Origin of the sequence: Actinomadura meridiana, from assembly GCF_039537545.1 — a bacterium.
Classification (GTDB): Bacteria; Actinomycetota; Actinomycetes; order Streptosporangiales; family Streptosporangiaceae; genus Spirillospora; species Spirillospora meridiana.
In genome coordinates this window covers 161231-177730 of sequence record NZ_BAABAS010000021.1, presented here as the reverse complement: position 1 = coordinate 177730, position 16500 = coordinate 161231, and the positions used below count along the sequence as shown (strand labels likewise).

General features: G+C 67.7%; 14 protein-coding genes. 6 read left to right on the top strand and 8 right to left on the bottom strand.

Annotated features, from left to right (window positions below; genetic code table 11):
* Positions 1–126 precede the first annotated feature (126 nt).
* Positions 127–1581, top strand: a complete 1455-nt coding sequence (locus ABD808_RS30655) for an aldehyde dehydrogenase family protein (protein ID WP_344904085.1) — start codon at positions 127–129, stop codon at positions 1579–1581.
* Here the strand turns inward: ABD808_RS30655 and ABD808_RS30650 are convergent.
* The 6 genes from ABD808_RS30650 to ABD808_RS30625 form a co-directional block, all read right to left on the bottom strand.
* Positions 1553–3880 (bottom strand): CoA transferase, encoded by a 2328-nt coding sequence (locus ABD808_RS30650; RefSeq protein ID WP_344904082.1) that lies wholly within the window; start codon positions 3878–3880, stop codon positions 1553–1555. The two genes, ABD808_RS30655 and ABD808_RS30650, sit on opposite strands and share 29 nt — an antisense overlap.
* Positions 3877–4749 (bottom strand): amidohydrolase family protein, encoded by an 873-nt coding sequence (locus ABD808_RS30645; protein ID WP_344904079.1) that lies wholly within the window; start codon positions 4747–4749, stop codon positions 3877–3879. The genes ABD808_RS30650 and ABD808_RS30645 overlap by 4 nt, the downstream gene beginning before the upstream one ends.
* A 9-nt stretch (positions 4750–4758) precedes the next feature.
* Positions 4759–5511, bottom strand: coding sequence for a hypothetical protein (locus tag ABD808_RS30640; protein WP_344904077.1), 753 nt, complete (start codon positions 5509–5511; stop codon positions 4759–4761).
* The gene (locus ABD808_RS30635) at positions 5508–5957 is read right to left on the bottom strand and encodes a Zn-ribbon domain-containing OB-fold protein (protein ID WP_344904074.1); all 450 of its coding nucleotides are present in this window, start codon (positions 5955–5957) and stop codon (positions 5508–5510) included. Before ABD808_RS30635 ends, ABD808_RS30640 begins: the two co-directional genes overlap by 4 nt.
* A complete protein-coding gene (locus tag ABD808_RS30630; RefSeq protein ID WP_344904071.1) occupies positions 5954–7105 on the bottom strand; it encodes a thiolase family protein in 1152 nt (383 codons plus the stop codon). Before ABD808_RS30630 ends, ABD808_RS30635 begins: the two co-directional genes overlap by 4 nt.
* Before the next feature lie 117 nt (positions 7106–7222).
* Entirely contained in the window at positions 7223–7903 is a 681-nt protein-coding gene (locus ABD808_RS30625) for a GntR family transcriptional regulator (RefSeq protein ID WP_344904068.1), read from the bottom strand.
* 530 nt (positions 7904–8433) lie between these two features.
* Here ABD808_RS30625 and ABD808_RS30620 point away from each other — a divergent pair.
* Genes ABD808_RS30620 through ABD808_RS30600 form a run of 5 tightly spaced genes read left to right on the top strand, consistent with a single transcriptional unit; the run spans position 8434 to position 14145 of the window.
* Positions 8434–9834 carry an ABC transporter substrate-binding protein gene (locus ABD808_RS30620; protein WP_344904065.1) on the top strand — a complete coding sequence of 467 codons (1401 nt, stop codon included), beginning with the start codon at positions 8434–8436 and terminating at the stop codon, positions 9832–9834.
* A 59-nt stretch (positions 9835–9893) separates the two neighbouring features.
* A complete protein-coding gene (locus tag ABD808_RS30615; protein WP_344904061.1) occupies positions 9894–10901 on the top strand; it encodes an ABC transporter permease in 1008 nt (335 codons plus the stop codon).
* Between the two features lie 21 nt (positions 10902–10922).
* On the top strand, positions 10923–11798 hold the full coding sequence (locus tag ABD808_RS30610) for an ABC transporter permease (protein ID WP_344904058.1): 876 nt from the start codon (positions 10923–10925) through the stop codon (positions 11796–11798).
* Positions 11795–13585: an ABC transporter ATP-binding protein gene (locus ABD808_RS30605; RefSeq protein ID WP_344904055.1), complete on the top strand. Its 1791-nt coding sequence runs from the start codon at positions 11795–11797 to the stop codon at positions 13583–13585. The genes ABD808_RS30610 and ABD808_RS30605 overlap by 4 nt, the downstream gene beginning before the upstream one ends.
* Positions 13582–14145 carry a carboxymuconolactone decarboxylase family protein gene (locus tag ABD808_RS30600; RefSeq protein ID WP_344904052.1) on the top strand — a complete coding sequence of 188 codons (564 nt, stop codon included), beginning with the start codon at positions 13582–13584 and terminating at the stop codon, positions 14143–14145. Before ABD808_RS30605 ends, ABD808_RS30600 begins: the two co-directional genes overlap by 4 nt.
* Positions 14146–14753: 608 nt before the next feature.
* Here ABD808_RS30600 and ABD808_RS30595 read toward each other — a convergent pair.
* A complete protein-coding gene (locus ABD808_RS30595; RefSeq protein WP_344904049.1) occupies positions 14754–15557 on the bottom strand; it encodes a phosphotransferase family protein in 804 nt (267 codons plus the stop codon).
* 351 nt (positions 15558–15908) lie between these two features.
* A complete protein-coding gene (locus ABD808_RS30590) occupies positions 15909–16271 on the bottom strand; it encodes a hypothetical protein (protein WP_344904046.1) in 363 nt (120 codons plus the stop codon).
* Positions 16272–16500 lie beyond the last annotated feature (229 nt).

The following is a 16500-nucleotide window of genomic DNA, read 5'->3' as shown; positions in this document are numbered from 1 at the left end:
ACGGGCGCCGTCACGGGCGCCGCCACCGGATAGGACCGGAGGCGGCGTCCGTTCAAGCATATTCTCCGCACCCCTATTAAGTTGGCGATGCAATTGGTAGCCTAAAGGCCCGTAGAAAGGATCATCATGGCCTTTTCCACGCCTTCAGGCGCCGACTTCCTCGCCTCCTGGATCGACGGGTCGTGGCGTGCGAGCGACACGCATTACCCCGCGATCAACCCCACCGCCGGTCGACCATTCGGCAATCTCGCGGCGGCGTCCACGGACGATGTGGACGCCGCCGTCGCCAGCGCCGGGGCGGCCTTCCGTAAGACCCGTGGCGCACGTCCCACCACGCGCGCCGAATGGTGTCGTTCAGCCGCCGCCGCGCTGCTCGCCAAGCACGAAGAACTCGCCGACGTCCTGTCCACCGAACATGGCAAACCGGTCGCCGAGGCCCGGGGCGAGATCCTCTTCGCCGTCCGCGGGCTGGAGATGGCGGCGGAGTCCGTCCTCGCGCTGGGCGGTGAGACTCCGCAGGTCGGGGACGAGAACAAGCGCGCGATCGTCCGCCGGGAGGGCCTCGGCGTGTGGGCGGTCATCACCCCGTGGAACTTCCCGGTGAACATTCCGGTCGAGTACATCGGACCGGCCCTCGCGTCCGGCAACGCCGTCGTGTGGAAGCCCGCACCGACCACCGCCGTCGTCGCGGCGAAATTCCGCGAGATCCTCCTCGCGGCGGATTTCCCGCAGGAATTGCTGCAATTGGTGATCACCAACGAGGTGGCGGTCGCCAGCCATCTCGTGACGCACCCCGGAATTGTCGCCGTCGGCTTTACCGGCGGCAGTGGAACCGGTCAGTCGATCGCCAAATCCGCCTGGGACAAGAAGCTCCTTCTCGAACTCGGCGGCAACTCTCCGATCGTCGTCCTCGGCGACGCCGACCTCGACATCGCGGCGGCCGCTATTTCCAATGCCGCGTTCTGGAACGCCGGTCAGGTGTGCAGTGCCGCGGGCAAGGTTCTGGTGGCCGCGTCATGCGCGGACGAGCTGGCCGGGCTGCTCGCGAAACGGGCCGAGGACACGGTCGTCGGGTCCCCGCTGGATCCCGAGGTCACGATGGGCCCGGTCCATCTGGAGTCCGGCATCGCCCGGTACGACCGGTTGATCGCGGACGCCCGGGAGCACGGCGCGAACGTCGTGACCGGTGGTGAGCGGCTCCAGGACCGGGACGGCTTCTTCTTCCCTCCCACCGTCATCACCTCCGTCGGCCGCGGCGCCGCCCTCTTCTCCGAGGAGACGTTCGGCCCGATCGCCTCGCTGTCGGTCTTCGATGACGAGGACGACCTGGTCACGGCCGCGAACGAGGGCGACTTCGGGCTCGTCGGCTCGCTGTTCACGGCCAGTGTCTCCAAGGCGTTCCAGATCGGCGAGCGCATCGACTGCGGGCTCGTGGTGGTCAACGACACCTCCAACTACTGGGAGTACAGCCTGCCGTTCGGTGGGGCGGCGGGCCGCCGGTCCGGCCGGGGCCGGCTCGGCGGCCGCTGGGTCATCGACGAGTTCAGCCAGGTCAAGACCCTCGCGATCGACATCCGGTGACGTGTTCGACGGGCAGGACCGCGAGCACCGCCTCCTGGTCCTGCCCGAGGGCGGGCGCCGGAGTCGGTTCCGGTGGGGCGTAGCCACGCATGGTGAACGGGAACCCCTTCCGGCGGGACTCCCCCTCACCCAGGTAGACCCGACGCTCACGGAACCGTGGTTCGTGCTTGCGTTCGGCCGCCGTCAGCACCGGCGCGACGGCCACACCCACCTCGGTCAGGGCGTCGACGCACTCCGTCCGCGAACGAGCGCGGGTCCATGCCCCGATCAGCTCGTCCACCAGTTCTTCGTGCTCCCACCACCACGCCTCGGGTTTCCCCGCCAGTTCCGCTGGCGCGACGAGGCGGGCAAGCGCATCCCGTTCGTCCTGACGGCGGCACGCGATGGCGACCCACTGGCCTTTCCCCGAGCAGGGGTAGACGTCGTGCGGGGTGGCGCCGGGACGCCGGTTGCCGGTGGGCGCGGGAACCACACCCGTCGCCCTGTGCTCGGCGATGCGGTCGGCGAGGGTCCAGCTGATGAGTTCGCGCTGCGAGACGTCCAGGTGGACGCCCCGAACGCCTCGGTCCAGACAGTAGGCGACCAGGGCGGCACCGAAGAGGGAGGCCGCCTGGTCGGGATAGTTGACCTCACCGGACGACCACATCGGCCCGCCGTCCCGGTATCCCGTCACGGAGGCCAGCCCCGACAGCAGGTCGAGCGTCGACCCGTACGACCTGCGTCCGGCCTCGGGACCGTCCTGCCCCTGGCTGGACAGGGACAGGTAGAGGAGCCGCGGGTTCACCGCGCGCAGCGTCTCGAAGTCGGCCCCGAGCCGCCTGGTCACGCCCACGGTGAAGTTCTCGATCACCACGTCCGCCTGGGCGGCCAGCCGGTGCAGGGTCTCGCGACCGGCCTCGGTCTTGAGGTCGAGCACCACGCCCTGCTTGCCCGCGTTGTTGGACTCGAACATGGGCGAGAGGCCGTCCCTGGCCGGGGGCCGCCCCGCCACCGGCCACTGCCGGAACGGGTCCGGATGGCTCGCCGACTCGACCTTGATCACCGTGGCGCCGTAGTCGGCGAGCAGCCGTCCGGTGGCCGCGCCCGCCGTGATCGTGCCGAGGTCGAGCACGGTCACGCCCGCGAGCGGCGCCCCCTCGCGGGACGGCGTCGACTCCTCCCGTCCAATAGGCGACCACGACCGCGCGACGACCGAGTCGCCGCCGAGGGTCGGCGGCGGCCCCGAACGCCACGGCAGACCCGCGCCGTGGGCCGGAGGCCCGACGGGCGCGATCGTTCGCCCGTTCCGCCGAGGCCCGCGGAAGAAGCCGCGCGCCTCGTACTGCCGGTCGCCGAGCAGGTCGCCGAGGTCGGCGCTGAAACCGACGGCGAGTCCGAGCGCCTGCGCGCGCTCGTAGACCGTCCGCTTGGGCAGACGTGCCGCCCACCTCTCGATGAGCTTCCAGCACTGCTCCGGATCGGAGCGCGGCGCCGGTGCCGGTGCCGGTTCGCTGACGAGCCGGACCAGCACGTCCCACTGCTCGGGGGCGAAGATGACGCCGACCCAGCCGTCCGCCGCGCGGACGATCCGCCACTGCCCGGCCGTCGCCCCCGTGCGCGTCGGCGCCGTCCCGGCGAAGGCGGTCTCGATGTCGCTCTTCCAGTCGATGTACGCCGCGACATCGCACAAAGCGATATCGACGACGTCACCCCGCGCGCCCCGCGTGCGACGGCGCAGCGCGAGCATGGCGCCGAAGAGGCCCGCGAAGGCGGCGGCGTGCGCCGTCTGCTCCCCGCCGAGGCTCAGCGGGGAACGGTCCGGCTCACCGATCATCGAGGCGAGGCCGCCCTGGCACTCGGCGAGCAGGCTGTCGCCGGGATGGTCCGAGCGCGGGTCGTCGAGGCCCGCCGCCGTCATGCTCACGGCGACGAGGTCCGGCCAGGCGGCGCGGATCTCCGGCGCGGTCAGGCCGAGGGCCCGCGCCCGGGTGGGGCCGAGGTCGGTGAGCAGCAGATCGGCACGGTCCAACAATTCGCCCAGGACGGACCGGCCGTCCGCCGTGTCCAGGTCGACGACCACGCCGCGCTTGTCCGCGTCGAGGCTGGAGAAGGCGAGGCCGACGCCGTGCTCGTCCAGGGGTTCCCGCGTTCGCAGCGCGTCCCCGCCGGGTGGTTCGCACAGGACGACGTCGTGTCCCAGCCCCGCCAGGAGCCTGCCGCAGATCTTCACGGCCACGCCGCCGGACAGTTCCACCACCCGCAGCGCCGTATCAGGGGCGGGCCGCCGGTCGCCGTCCCGCCCCTCGTCCGCTGTGGTCATCGACCGTCCCGTTCCCACTCCCAGCCGCCTTCGGGACGGGGCCACTTCAGCACCGTGGCCGCCGTCCGGCCGAGCATCCAGACCTTGTCCTCCTCGCTGAGGAAGTCGAGCGTGTACCGCACGTGGTCGAGGTTCTCCCGCCACGTCGCGCCGCGCACCCGCGTGGTGTCCGAGGCCCACATGAGCCGCTGCGGGCCGTACGCGTCATAAACACGGCGCAGCGTCGGGGTCAGCGACGGATAGGGATACGGCTCGGACGTGTAGTCGGGGATCGCCGAGTACTTCATGTACACGTTCGGGTACTTCACAAGCGGAAAGATGTCGTCGATGTGCGCCCAGAGGTCCTGGGTGTCCGGGTCACCGATGATCAGGCCCATATGGTCGACGATCAGCTTGAGGTCGGGGTGCCGCTCCGCGATCGCCGCGACCTTCCGCACCTCGGGGCCGTAGATCAGCAGCATCAGCGGGATGCCGAGCCGTTCCGCGGCCTCCCAGAACCACGGGAACGTGTCGACGTCGATCCACTCGCGGCCGCGGTAGTCCGGGTAGCTCATCCGGATGCCGCGCATCCACGGGTTGTCGAACCAGCGCTCGATGCGCTCCCGGTCCGGGTCCCACAGGTTGAACCGGCCCATCACACCGAACCGGCCCGGGTGCTCCGCCGCCCAGCCGAGCGCTGGCGTGTTGTCGTCGCCCGCCCAGATCGCCGGGACGATCGCCACGGCGTCGATGCCCAGCTCGTCCATCCTCGGCACGATCTGCTCCGGCGTGGACTCCGGTTTCCCGTTGTAGGACTCGCCGATGTCCGGCCAGGGCCGCTCCGGGGTGTTGGGGAGGAACATATGGATCTGGGTGTCAAGGATGAACATGCCTGCCCCTCAATCACGCTTGCGTGGGATGAACGAGACGTTCCGGTACCAGAGCCGCCACGGCGTCGTCTTCCTCGGCCAGGCGGCGGGGCCCGGGGTCCAGCCGTTCGACGCGATCAACGTGCGCATCGTCGCGCTGATCTGCTCGTCGGAGCCGTCCGCCTGCTCGTAGACGGCGAGGAAGCGCGGGCAGCCGGGTGGTTCCGGATACTCGAGCGTGCGCCGCAACACGTACCTGGTCCCTCGGCTGTAGTCGCCGATGGTCGTCGCCTCGGGCAGGTGGAAGTCGGTGTAGAACTGTTCGAACTCGGCAAGCTCGTCGTCGCCGATGTCGGCGGGCGGCTCGATCCCGATGATGTAGATCGCGCCCGGGACCTGCGTCGACGGCGCGGTCTCCGCGACCTTCTCGTAAACGACGCGCCACCGGTGGGTGAGCAGGTCCGGCCAGAGCGGCGGGTCGTTGGAGTAGGGGGGAAGGGTGCCGCCGGGGGCGGTCGTCCCGGCGATGTACTGGGCGAGGCCCTCTTCGTCCTCCACCTCGTAGGCCGCCAGGTTCCCGCCGCCGAAGTCGCCCCGCTCGTCGGGCAGCGCGAGTGTGTAGCGGTGCGCGGCCGCGAAACCCGGATACCTGTCGAGGACCTCGGGAAGGTGGACCTCGTCGTAGAACCGGTTGAACCGCGCGAGGTCGGCCGGGTCCGAACTGCCGAAGTCGAGAGAGATCCAGTACAGGAACCTGCTGGAGAACGGCAAGTGCGCGCTCATGCCGCCGGGTCCGGGTGCTCGACGGCGAACTTGAGGATCGGACGTTCGCTGAAGCCGGGCTGGAACACGGCCCGGACGGGCACGTCGAAGGCGAGTTCGTCCGGCTCGTCCACGAGCGTGCTGATGACGGGCGGGCCCTCGTCGAGCTTGACGTAGGCCACCAGATACGGGCTGACCTCGTCGAAGGCGCTGAGGTACCGCTGGTGCATCCTGATCCAGGACCACAGCCGACCCTTCCCGCTGACCGCACGCCAGCTGAAGGAAGCGGAAAGGCAGCGCGGGCACACTTCGCTTTCGGGAAAGCGGTACTCTCCGCATTCGTCGCAGCACTGCAAACGCAACTCGTTCTGGGCCAGACCGTCCCAGTACGGCTTGTTCTCCGGGGTGATCTCCGGCAGCAACCGTTCGTACCGCTCGGCCGTGCTCTCGGTGCTCTCGATGCTCATCGCGTGGCCACCTCGTCATTGGTGAGGATGTGCGAGGTGACGATCGGCGACGCGCACATGTACTGCACCGTCGCGCATCCGGGCACCTGCCTGGCGCCCGCCTCGCCGCGCAACTGGCGCACCGACTCGACGTGGTGCGCCCAACCCTGCATGTAGCTCTCGCTGGTGTGCCCGCCCGCCGTGTTCAGCGGACGCGAGCCGTCGTAATGGATCTTCTTCTCGTCCACCCAGCTCCACGCCTCGCCGCGCGGCGCGTGGTCGAAGCCTTCGAGGGTGAACAGGATGGTGGGCGTGAAGTTGTCGTAGATCTGCAAGCAGTCGACCTCCTCCGGCGCGATGCCGGCCTGCCGGTAGAGCCGGCCCGCCACGTCCTGGCAGGCGGAGTAGAAGAAGTCCTCCGCCGTGTAGTGGTTGGTGAGGTGCGCCATGCCCGCCGTCGCGGCGACGCGCACCGGCGGCTTGCGGAGCGATCTGGCCCGCTCCATCGAGGTGACGATGAAGGCGACGGCACCGTCGTTGATGAGGCAGTAGTCGAGCAGCCGCAGCGGCTCGGCGATGTAGCGGGAGTTCAGGTAGTCGTCGCGGGTGAACTCGTCCTGGAAGACGGCGACCGGGTTGAGTGCGGCGTGCCGACGGTTGTTGATCGCAAGTGGTGCCAGCGCGTCGTCACCCGCCCCGTACATGCCCCGATAGCGCTGGTACATCAGTCCGACGTAGGCGCCCGGCGAGGTCATGCCGTACATCTCGTCGTAGGCGACGGTGGGCCCGCCGCCCTCGCCGCCGTACCGCACCTTCGCCGACCGTCCGTTGTTGCCGTAGACGCACGCGACCACGTCGGCCGTGCCGCTCGCGATCAGCGCGACGGCCTCCTGGAGGGCGAGGCCGCTCATCCGTCCCGTCCCCTCCAGGTCGTGGACGAAGCGCGGGTGTTTCAGGCCGACCACGGTGCCCAGCCGGTCGTACTTCACGCGGCAGCAGAGAAGTCCGTCGATCTCGTCCTTGTCGATCCCGCAGTCTTCGATCGCGTCCCGCAGGGCACCGGCCGCGAGGGCGTAGGCGTCCCGCGGCCGGTCCGTCTTGGCGTAGAGCGCGCGGAAGTCCGACTGCCCCACCCCGACGATCGCGATCTCGGCTGGCTCATGCTGCATGCGTCTCTCCGATCGGTTGGCCATCGCTTGCCTGTCCGAGTCGGGCACGACCTCCCGGGGCACGCCGCGGCCCAGGCCAGGCCTGGAACGCGGCGTACCGACACCCGCCGGGGGCGGTCATGCTCCCGAGGTTTGTTCTTCTTCCAGCTTCGCGACGGCGGTCAGCGCCGCCTCCTTGGCGGTCTCCACGTGGTGCCGGGCGAGTTGGGCGGCGCGGGGGGCGTCCCGGTCGGTGATGGCCGCGACGAGGTCGCGGTACTCCTCCGCGGACTTCATCCGGCGTCCGGGAATGCTGAGGGACAGCCGGCGCAGGGCGTGGATGCGGGCGTGCAGCGGTGCGAGGGTGGACCGCAGCAGGGCGTTGCGCGCCCCCGCCAGCAACAGTTCGTCGATCTGGTAGACCGCGGAGAGCTGCTCCTCGTCGCTCTTTCCCGGTCGGGTGAGCTTGACCAGTTCCAGGACCTCGGCGTCGGTGGCCCGCTGGACGAAGAGCGACGCGGCCTCGGACTCCAGCGCGGCGCGCACCTCGTACAGCTGCCGGACGTCGTCGCTGCTGAGCACCGCCACCCGCACGCCCTTGCGGCCCGACGTCTCGACGAGCCCCAGCGCCTGGAGGTGCAGGACCGCCTCCCGGATCGAGGTCCGGCTCACGCCGGTGAGCTCCATGAGCTCGCGCTCGGTGAGCCGGCGGCCCGGTGCCAGCGTGCCTTCGAGGATGGCCTGCCGAACCCTGCGCACCACAAGCTGCGGAACGGTCTCCGCGGGGCGGTCGATCCGCAGGTCCGGGGGCTCTGACATGCCGTCTCCTCCAAGTTTGTATGACGTAAGATAGTCATACGCCAACACCAAGGTCAACCGTCCATCGGAGCGTACCGACCCGGTAGCTGTGCGCATTATTTGCAGGTCAGAAGCGGCGACGGCACTCTTTTCGCAGACCTGATGTGGTTCCGATATTGACGCGGCATAGTACGTCTGCTTTCGTACGTCATACAAACCAGCCGAACTTGGTCGGACAGGACGACCTTCTGTCCGCACGTCATCTGTTCGCATCTCACCCGTTGCACCTCATCTGTTCACTTCATCTGTTCGCACGTCACGGAGCACGGCATCACAGGGCACGCACCACAGGGCACGCACCCGCCTCGTTCCAGCAAGAGCTCCCATCGCAACCAGCGTCTTTCTAAGGAGGAAGGATGTTGAGTCGATCAGTCGGCACGCGACAGCGGAGACGTCCTCGGATGCTCGCGCCCGTGGTGGTCTCCGCCATGGCACTCAGCCTCGCGGCCGCATGCTCATCGAACTCTTCGGACGGAGGCTCGTCCGGCAGCATGCTTCGCGTCGGCGTGGTGGCCAGCACCATCTCCACCCTCGACGCCTACTCGAACCTGAGATCGCAGGACTTCTACGTCCGCAACGCCACGATGTTCGAGCCGCTCGCCCACAGGACGAAGGACGGCGGCTTCCAGTGGGCACTCGCCACCGGCATCACGCACAACAAGGACAACACCGAGTGGACGGTCAAGCTCCGTCCGAACGTCAAGTTCCACGACGGGAGCGCGTTCGGCGCGGACGACGTCATCGCCGTCTTCCAGCGGGTCCTGGACAAGAAGAACGCGCTCATCGAGCGCAACTACATCGACTTCATGGACCCGAAGGGCATCGAGAAGGTCGATGACCTGACGGTGAAGTTCAAGCTGCCCAAGCCGTACGGGCCGTTCGAGTTCGCCGTCACCAACAGCAACATCATCTTCTACAAGAAGGGCTCCACGCCCGAGCAGGCGATGGGGACGGGCCCGTTCAGCCTCGTCTCCTTCACCGCTGGACGGGAGACGGTCGTCAAGAGGTTCGACAACTACTGGGGACCGAAGCCCAAGGTCGACAAGGTCAGGATCATCAGCTTCAAGACCGCGGAGGCGTCCACCAACGCGCTGATCGGCGGCCAGATCGACGCGAGCTCCAACATCCTCCAGACCTCGCTGCCGACGATCGAGAAGACGCCGGGCCTGAAGGTCATGAAGAGCGATGTGAACCTGAAGGTCTCCATCGGCATGCGCGCCGACGTCGCGCCGTTCACCGACGTGCGCGTCCGCCAGGCGATGCGGCTGATCGTCAACCGCAAGCTCGCGCTCACCAACGCCTTCGACGGCCTGGGCGAGGTGGCCAACGACCACTCGGGCTTCGACCAGTGCCTTCCGGCCGTCCCCCAGCGGGAGCAGAACCTCCCCGAGGCCAAGAAGCTGCTCGCGGCGGCCGGGAAGTCGAACCTCAACATCGACCTGGAGACCGCCGCGAACAAGCCCGGCATGCTCCAGCTCGTCCAGATCCTGTCCGAGGACGCCAAGAAGATCGGCGTGACCATCAACGTCAAGAAGATGGAGCTGGGCGCCTACCTGGAGAAGTGGGGCAAGCGGACGTTCTACACCGGCTATGACACGCGCCCCTACCTGGAGGGCGTCCCGGAGATCATCAGCAAGGACGACGTGCTCAACCACACGCACTGGCACGACCCGGAGTTCGAGGCGCTGGCCAAGAAGCTCTACGCCACGTCCGACAAGCAGGAGCAGTGCGAGACCGAGAAGAAGATGAAGGCGATCGAGTACGAGCGCGGCGCCAGCATCCTCACGGCGACGAACCCCACGGTGAGCGTGTACTCCTCGAAGGTGCACGGGCTCGTCCCGGAGTTCCCCTCGGGGAACCTGTACGACTTCACCAAGGTCACCATCAGCTGAGGAACGGATAGGGCGGTGTCACCCGAGGACGACCGGCCACGTTGAACGGGATTGTTGCGATGGCTATTGAGACGACTACCGACAACGCGGTCAAGGCCGCCCCGACACCGAAACCGTCCCGGCGGGCCACCCTCGCGTGGCCCATCGCGCGGCGCGCGCTGACGGGCCTGGTGACCCTGTGGTGCATCTCCGTCATCGTCTTCGTGGCGACACAGGCGATGCCCGGCGACGTCGCGCACATCATCCTCGGGCCCGGGGGGACCGCCGACCAGGTGGCCCAGCTGAACAAGAACCTCGGTCTCGACCAACCGCTGGTCAGCCAGTACTGGGACTGGCTGACCAGCGTCCTCACCGGGGACATGGGCAACTCGCTGGTCAGCGGTCAACCCGTGTCCGAACTCCTGTCCGAACGCATCTTCAACTCCGCGACGCTGACCGTGATGGCGATGGTGCTGATCCTCCCGCTGTCACTCCTGGTCGGCCTGCTCGCGGCCGTCTTCCGCGACCGGTTCCTGGACCGGACCTACCTGGGCACCTCGCTCATCGTGACGGCGACGCCGGACTTCGTCCTCGGCAGCCTCGTGATCGCCCTGTTCGGCACCGTCGTCTTCAAGGTCCTTCCGCCCGTCTCGCTGCTTCCGCCGGGGGACGAGCCCTGGCAGCATCCGCGGCAGCTCGTGATGCCGCTCGCGGTCATGACGCTCGTCGGCGTCACCTACCTCTCGCGCCTCGTGCGGGTCTCCTTCATCGACGTGCTGGAGAGCGAGTACGTCCAGCTCGCGATCATCAAGGGCCTGTCGATGCGCCGGATACTGTTCCGGCACGCGCTGCCGAACGCGCTCGCGCCCAGCATCCCGGCGGCGAGCATCATGGCCGCCTACACCATCGCGGGCTCGGTCGTGATCGAGTACCTGTTCGCGTATCCGGGCATCGGGTCGGCGCTCGTGGACGCCGTCGCCGGCCACGACCTGCCGATGATCCAGGCGATCATCATGCTCATGGCGGCCGCGTTCTTCTGCTTCAACCAACTCGCCGACGTTCTCGGAACCCTGAACAAGTCCCGCTGACAAACAAAGGAGCGTGCGGCCGTGATCCGAACGCGCCCCACGGAGCAGGGGGACCAGGCTCCACCCAGTAACCTCACCCGCCGCGTGCTGACGTCCCGGCAGACCCGGCTCGGACTGATCATGCTGATGGCGATGATCCTGTTCGCGGTCATCGGCCCGTTCCTCACGCCGCACTCGCCGACCGCGATCATCGCGAAGCCCTACGCGTCGCCGGGCGACGGCCTGCTGCTCGGCGCCGACTCGCTGGGCAGGGACATCGTCTCGCGCATCCTCAGCGGCGGGATCAACCTCACCTGGATGGGCCTCGCCGCCACGGCGCTCGGCGTGACGCTCGGCACCACCATCGGCCTGGTCGCGGCCTTCGCGGGCGGGATCGTCGAGACGCTCCTGATGCGGGTCGTGGACGTCCTCCTGACGTTCCCCACGATCATCATGGCGATCCTGTTCATCTCCATGGTCGGCCCGAGCCGGCCGATCCTGGTCATCCTCGTGGCCATCGGCCTCACCCCCGGAATGGCGCGCGTGATGCGCGGCGCGGCACGTCCCGTGATGCGACGCGAGCACGTCATGTGGGCGCGGACGATCGGGCTGCCGTCCCGCCACATCCTCATGCGCGAAGTGTTGCCGAGCGTGACGTCCCCGCTCATGGTGGAGATCGGCCTGCGACTCATGTGGTCGGTCGTCGGCCTCGCCTCGCTGAGCTTCCTCGGCTTCGGCGTCCAGCCGCCCGCCTCCGACTGGGGCCTCATGGTCAGCGAGAACAAGGACGGCCTCGCCATCCAGCCGCTCGCCGTCCTCATCCCCGCCGCCTGCGTCGCCCTCTTCACGATCGGCGGCAACCTCTTCGCCGAGGGCGCCGCCCGCGTCATCGCCCGCACCGAAGGGACCCGCAAATGAAGGCGGTCGAAGTCACCGGGCTCACCGTCGCGCTCGACGACGGCAGCGTGATCGCCGACGGCGTGTCGTTCAGCCTGGAGAGCGGCCAGGTCATGGGCCTCGTCGGCGAGTCGGGCTCGGGTAAGAGCACGGTCGCGCTCGCGCTGCTCGGCTTCGCCAAGAAGGGCGCCAACATCACCGGCGGCAAGGTCGTGGTGGGCGGCGTCGACCTGCTCGCGCTCGCCCCGAACGACCTGCGCGAGGCGCGCAAGAAGCTCATCGGCTTCGTGCCCCAGGACCCGGCGACGGCGCTGAACCCGGCGATGCGGATCGGCACCCAGATGGCCGAGGGGCTGCTCGGCGCCACCAAGAAGAACCTGCCGAGAATCCGCGAAGTCCTCGAAGCCGTAGGCCTGCCCTCAGACGACGCCTTCCTTCGACGCCACCCCCAGGAACTCTCGGGCGGCCAGCAACAACGAGTGGCGATCGCCATGGCGGTCGCCAAGGGACCGAAGCTGATCGTCTTCGACGAGCCCACCACCGGCTTGGACGTCTCCACCCAGGCGAGGGTCCTGGAAATGGTCGCCCGCCTCTGCGCGGACAACGGCATGGCCGCCGTCTTCGTCTCCCACGACCTGGCGGTAGTCGGCGCCGTCGGCGACCTGGTGACCGTGATGTACGCGGGCCAAATCCTGGAAACCGGCACCCGCGAAGAAGTGTTGCTCTCCGCCGCACACCCCTACTCGATCGCACTACTCGAATCGGTACCGTCAACCCGCCAACGGCTACCCCTGGTCTCCATTCCCGGCCGGACACCAGCCCCCGGAGCCAAGTTCGACGGCTGCGTCTTCGCGGACCGCTGCGCGTTCGTCGAGGACGCTTGCCGCGAATCAGCGCCCCCGCTGGTCACCACGCCCACGGGCAGCACGGCACGCTGCGTCCGCGTCGACCACGTCCGCCAGAACCAGACATGCCTGGTCAAGGAACCCCTGCACCACGCCGAAAACAGAGCGGCAGACACCAAGCCCGTCCTCAGCGTGCAAAACCTGGACGCCTCCTACGACCAAACCCAGGTCCTGTTCGACCTCTCCTTCGACGTCGCACCGGGCGAGTGCCTGGCGGTCGTAGGCGAATCAGGCAGCGGCAAAACAACCATGTCCCGCTGCCTGATCGGCCTCCACGAAAACCAAACCGGCAATTACGAACTGGATGGAAAACCACTCCCCCCACAACTACGGGACCGCTCCAAGCCGGTCAAGCAACAGATGCAGTACGTCTTCCAAAACCCGTACGGCTCACTGAACCCCCGCGACACGATCTCAACCGCGGTGACAGTCCCGCTGAAGCACTTCTACGGCCTGAGAGGCAAAGCCGCCCGCGAAAAGGCGAAAGAAGCCCTAGAACGCGTAGAAATTCCCTGGCGCCTAGCCGACCGCTACCCAGCCGAACTCTCAGGCGGCCAACGCCAACGCGTAGCCATCGCCCGCGCCCTCGCCTGCGACCCGTCCCTCCTGATCTGCGACGAGGTCACCTCGGGCCTGGACGTCTCCGTCCAGGCCTCCGTGGTCGAACTCCTCCGCACACTCCAGGACGAGGGCCTGAGCATGGTCTTCATCACCCACGACCTGGCCGTCGTCCGCAGCATCGGCGACCGCGTCATCGTCCTGAGCCAGGGCCACGTAGTCGAATCAGGCGCCGTCGAAGAAGTCCTCACCACACCCCAACACCCCTACACCCAAGGCCTCCTGGCCGACACCCTGGAAGTAGACCGCGAGGTCCGAACGAGCACCAAGGAAAGCGCGTCATGACCGAGCCCCGCATCGCCCCCCTCGACGTCGACGCCTACCACCAGCTGGAACGCGACCTGTTCGGCCCCGAGGCCCTGACCGGCGACTGGCACGTCTCCCGCACCTGGGCGAACAGCCCCGGCCTGACCAAGGCACAACGCCCCCTCCAGAACTACCTGCTGGGCGAGTCCCCACTCCCCCCACGCGACCGCGAACTGGCCATCCTCCGCGTCGCCTGGCGCGGCCACTGCGAATACGCCTTCGGCCAACACGTCCGCATGGGCGCCGCCGCGGGCCTCACCTCCGACGAGATCAACCGCGTCCCCCAGGGCCCCACCGCCGACGCCTGGACGCCCTTCCAGTCAACCGTCCTACAAGCCGTAGACGAGCTCTACGACACCGGCCACCTGACCAACGAAACCTGGTCAGCCCTAGCCACCGAGTACAACAAGGCCCAACTCCTAGACCTCATCGCCGTAGTAGGCCGCTACTGGACCGTAGCCGCCATGCTCAACACCGTCCGCGTAAACCCAGAACCCGACCTCCCCACCTTCCCCACCAGGACCAACAAAGACCGCTAGGCCCCCCTCCCCACGACCAGCGACCAGCGACCAGCGACCAACGACCAGCGACCAGCGACCAGCGACCAGCGACCAGTACAACGAACGCCCCTTCGTATCGCCCCACTATGGGGATATCGCAGGCGGCCTGATCCCCCGCAACAACCCAGCCCCCGGCCTCGTCCTCGGCCGGGGCTTGTCTCGCGTCTTGGGCTAGTTTCTTACATGTCCGCTAGGTGTGCAGCGGCCTTGCCGATGTGCTCCCTGGGGAAGGTAATCGAGATCCAGCGCTCGGGGTCACTGTCCTTGACGACCGGTAGCAGTCTCCAGTCATCCGGATCTCCCAGAGACCCACAGAGGTCGAGAAACCTGGGCCGTCCTCTCGTCTGACGATGAGCCAAGCCCGCCCCATCAGCCGAGCCGAAGCTCGTGGGCAGTCGGCCTTGGCGGTCCGGGTTCCACCTTCCCGGACGGCTTCCCCGACGTCCTGGCACGCGACCTTGGTCTGGAATCCGAGCCGCCACAGCTCTTGGACGAGGGGAACCATCTCAAGGTCGATGTTGGCCACTCGTCCGTCCGGGGTCGTGAGCGTTTGTGTGGGTGGTGTTGCGTCCAGTCCGTCATGAGAGCTACCGCCTCAGCCGGTACGCCGCCCAGCGCGCGGTCAGGTCAGCGTGCAGCCGGACCCAGGAGTCTTCACGCTTGTCGCTGGCCGTTCGCCACTGATTGGCGAACGCTGCGGTGAACATGTCGATTTCGGTTGCGGGTGCCTCGGCCCACGAGGGGAACTGAGAGATCCACTCGTCTGCGGCCTGCGGCGCGTGCCCCGCCTTGAGCAGCCACGGAATCAGCAGGCCCAGTTCCAGCCATGCGACGCCCCGTGACACGAACGCCCAGTCCACCACGTAGGCGCGACCGTCCGGGGTGATGATGAAGTTGTCCTCGTTCAGGTCGGTATGGAGCAGCGCGTTGCCCGAGAGCCCGGAGATGTCGTCGGTGTATCGCTGCCAACGTCGTTCGACCAGCAGCCGTACCGCGTCGGGACATGAGGCGTTCTGAATCGAGTGGATGGTCTTGGCCAGCACGTCAAGGTCGGGTGATGCCGGAGAGAAGTCGGCGGGGCGGCCTTCCACGTGGTCGAATCCGAGTGCGAGCCACTCCCCGGCCTCGGCTTGCCACTGAAGCCGGGGAGCAAATTCGGACACGACGGGGTTGACGGAGGCTTCGCGGCGCAGCGACATGACCTCGGGCCCGTCCCTGTCCTCCAGCTTGCGGGCGGCCTTGACGAAGACTCGGCCGTTCGCGGCGTGGAGGGTGGACGCGACGTCCGCGTGGTTGCCCTTGGGGGCCGGTTCGATGCGCTCGATCTGACCTGTTTTGGCCTCGATCCCGCTTCGCAGTCCCTCAGGCAGGTCGGTCCAGTCGGTACGCACTCGCGCCTCTCTCGACGTCAGATGCGGATGCTGATCGGTGTGCCCTGGGGGACGAACTCACTCCAGTCCACCAGGGAGCGCCAGTCTCGGCCGCTCTGGTCATTGCATTCGGGTGGGATCGAGTACGCGAAACAGCGACGACGGGCTCCGAGCCGCCTTAAGCCTCGATCCACGAATGATTGATCACGCAGGTCCCGGAAGTGCAAAAGGGATGCCCCGTGGCCTGCGATGACGGCTTGTCTAGAGTCCGGCAAGGCAGGAACAACGAGGCATCCCGTAAGTGCAGTCCTCTCATGCGGTCTCGGCGGTTGGTGTCACGTCGATGAACCGGGCCTGAACCCGGCGGTCGTCTTACAGGTATTCGAGCAGCCAGCCGACTGGGGCGTTGTCGACTATGTCTCCGCCGTTCTTCTTCACCCGCCCGATGCTGACCTTCTGGATTCCCGCGGGGAGCTTCTCGGCGAGCCGGCCGTCGCCTGCGATGATGTCCCAGTTCTTGACGACGGACCAGGTGGTGCCATTGTGCAGGGCCACCCGCAGGCGCACGTCGGCCCAGTCGGAGCCGAAGCTGAGGTAGCCGTCGCCCCAGACGGTACCGTTGCCCTGGTTGGGGTTCGGGATGGCTAGGACGATGGCGTGCTTGTAGTGGATGAGACCGCCCGACTCGTTGAAGGCGAACCCGTGGGGGACCTTGCCGTTCTGGAAGACGGACATCGTGCTCTCCTTTGGTCTGGTGCAGTGCCATCAAGCGACGGCACGCTGACACCTGGGGGCGCGGTAACCGTTGGCCGGCCACGGACTCGTGGTCCTCGCCCAGCCACACATCAAACGTAGTCAAGCGACTACACAAAGTCTCGACATGGGGCCGTACCTGGCAGGACTCGCCAGGTATCTGTCACCTATGAGCCAGCGGCGCGGAAACCCAACGAACCAGACCTCGCCG

Coding starts and splice junctions, on each gene's coding strand:
- ABD808_RS30615 (WP_344904061.1), top strand. CDS start 9,894: ATGGCTATTGAGACGACTACCGACAACGCGGTCAAGGCCGCCCCGACA.
- ABD808_RS30645 (WP_344904079.1), bottom strand. CDS start 4,749: ATGTTCATCCTTGACACCCAGATCCATATGTTCCTCCCCAACACCCCG.
- ABD808_RS30635 (WP_344904074.1), bottom strand. CDS start 5,957: ATGAGCATCGAGAGCACCGAGAGCACGGCCGAGCGGTACGAACGGTTG.
- ABD808_RS30600 (WP_344904052.1), top strand. CDS start 13,582: ATGACCGAGCCCCGCATCGCCCCCCTCGACGTCGACGCCTACCACCAG.
- ABD808_RS30655 (WP_344904085.1), top strand. CDS start 127: ATGGCCTTTTCCACGCCTTCAGGCGCCGACTTCCTCGCCTCCTGGATC.
- ABD808_RS30625 (WP_344904068.1), bottom strand. CDS start 7,903: ATGTCAGAGCCCCCGGACCTGCGGATCGACCGCCCCGCGGAGACCGTT.
- ABD808_RS30640 (WP_344904077.1), bottom strand. CDS start 5,511: ATGAGCGCGCACTTGCCGTTCTCCAGCAGGTTCCTGTACTGGATCTCT.
- ABD808_RS30605 (WP_344904055.1), top strand. CDS start 11,795: ATGAAGGCGGTCGAAGTCACCGGGCTCACCGTCGCGCTCGACGACGGC.
- ABD808_RS30620 (WP_344904065.1), top strand. CDS start 8,434: ATGCTTCGCGTCGGCGTGGTGGCCAGCACCATCTCCACCCTCGACGCC.
- ABD808_RS30630 (WP_344904071.1), bottom strand. CDS start 7,105: ATGCAGCATGAGCCAGCCGAGATCGCGATCGTCGGGGTGGGGCAGTCG.
- ABD808_RS30650 (WP_344904082.1), bottom strand. CDS start 3,880: ATGACCACAGCGGACGAGGGGCGGGACGGCGACCGGCGGCCCGCCCCT.
- ABD808_RS30590 (WP_344904046.1), bottom strand. CDS start 16,271: ATGTCCGTCTTCCAGAACGGCAAGGTCCCCCACGGGTTCGCCTTCAAC.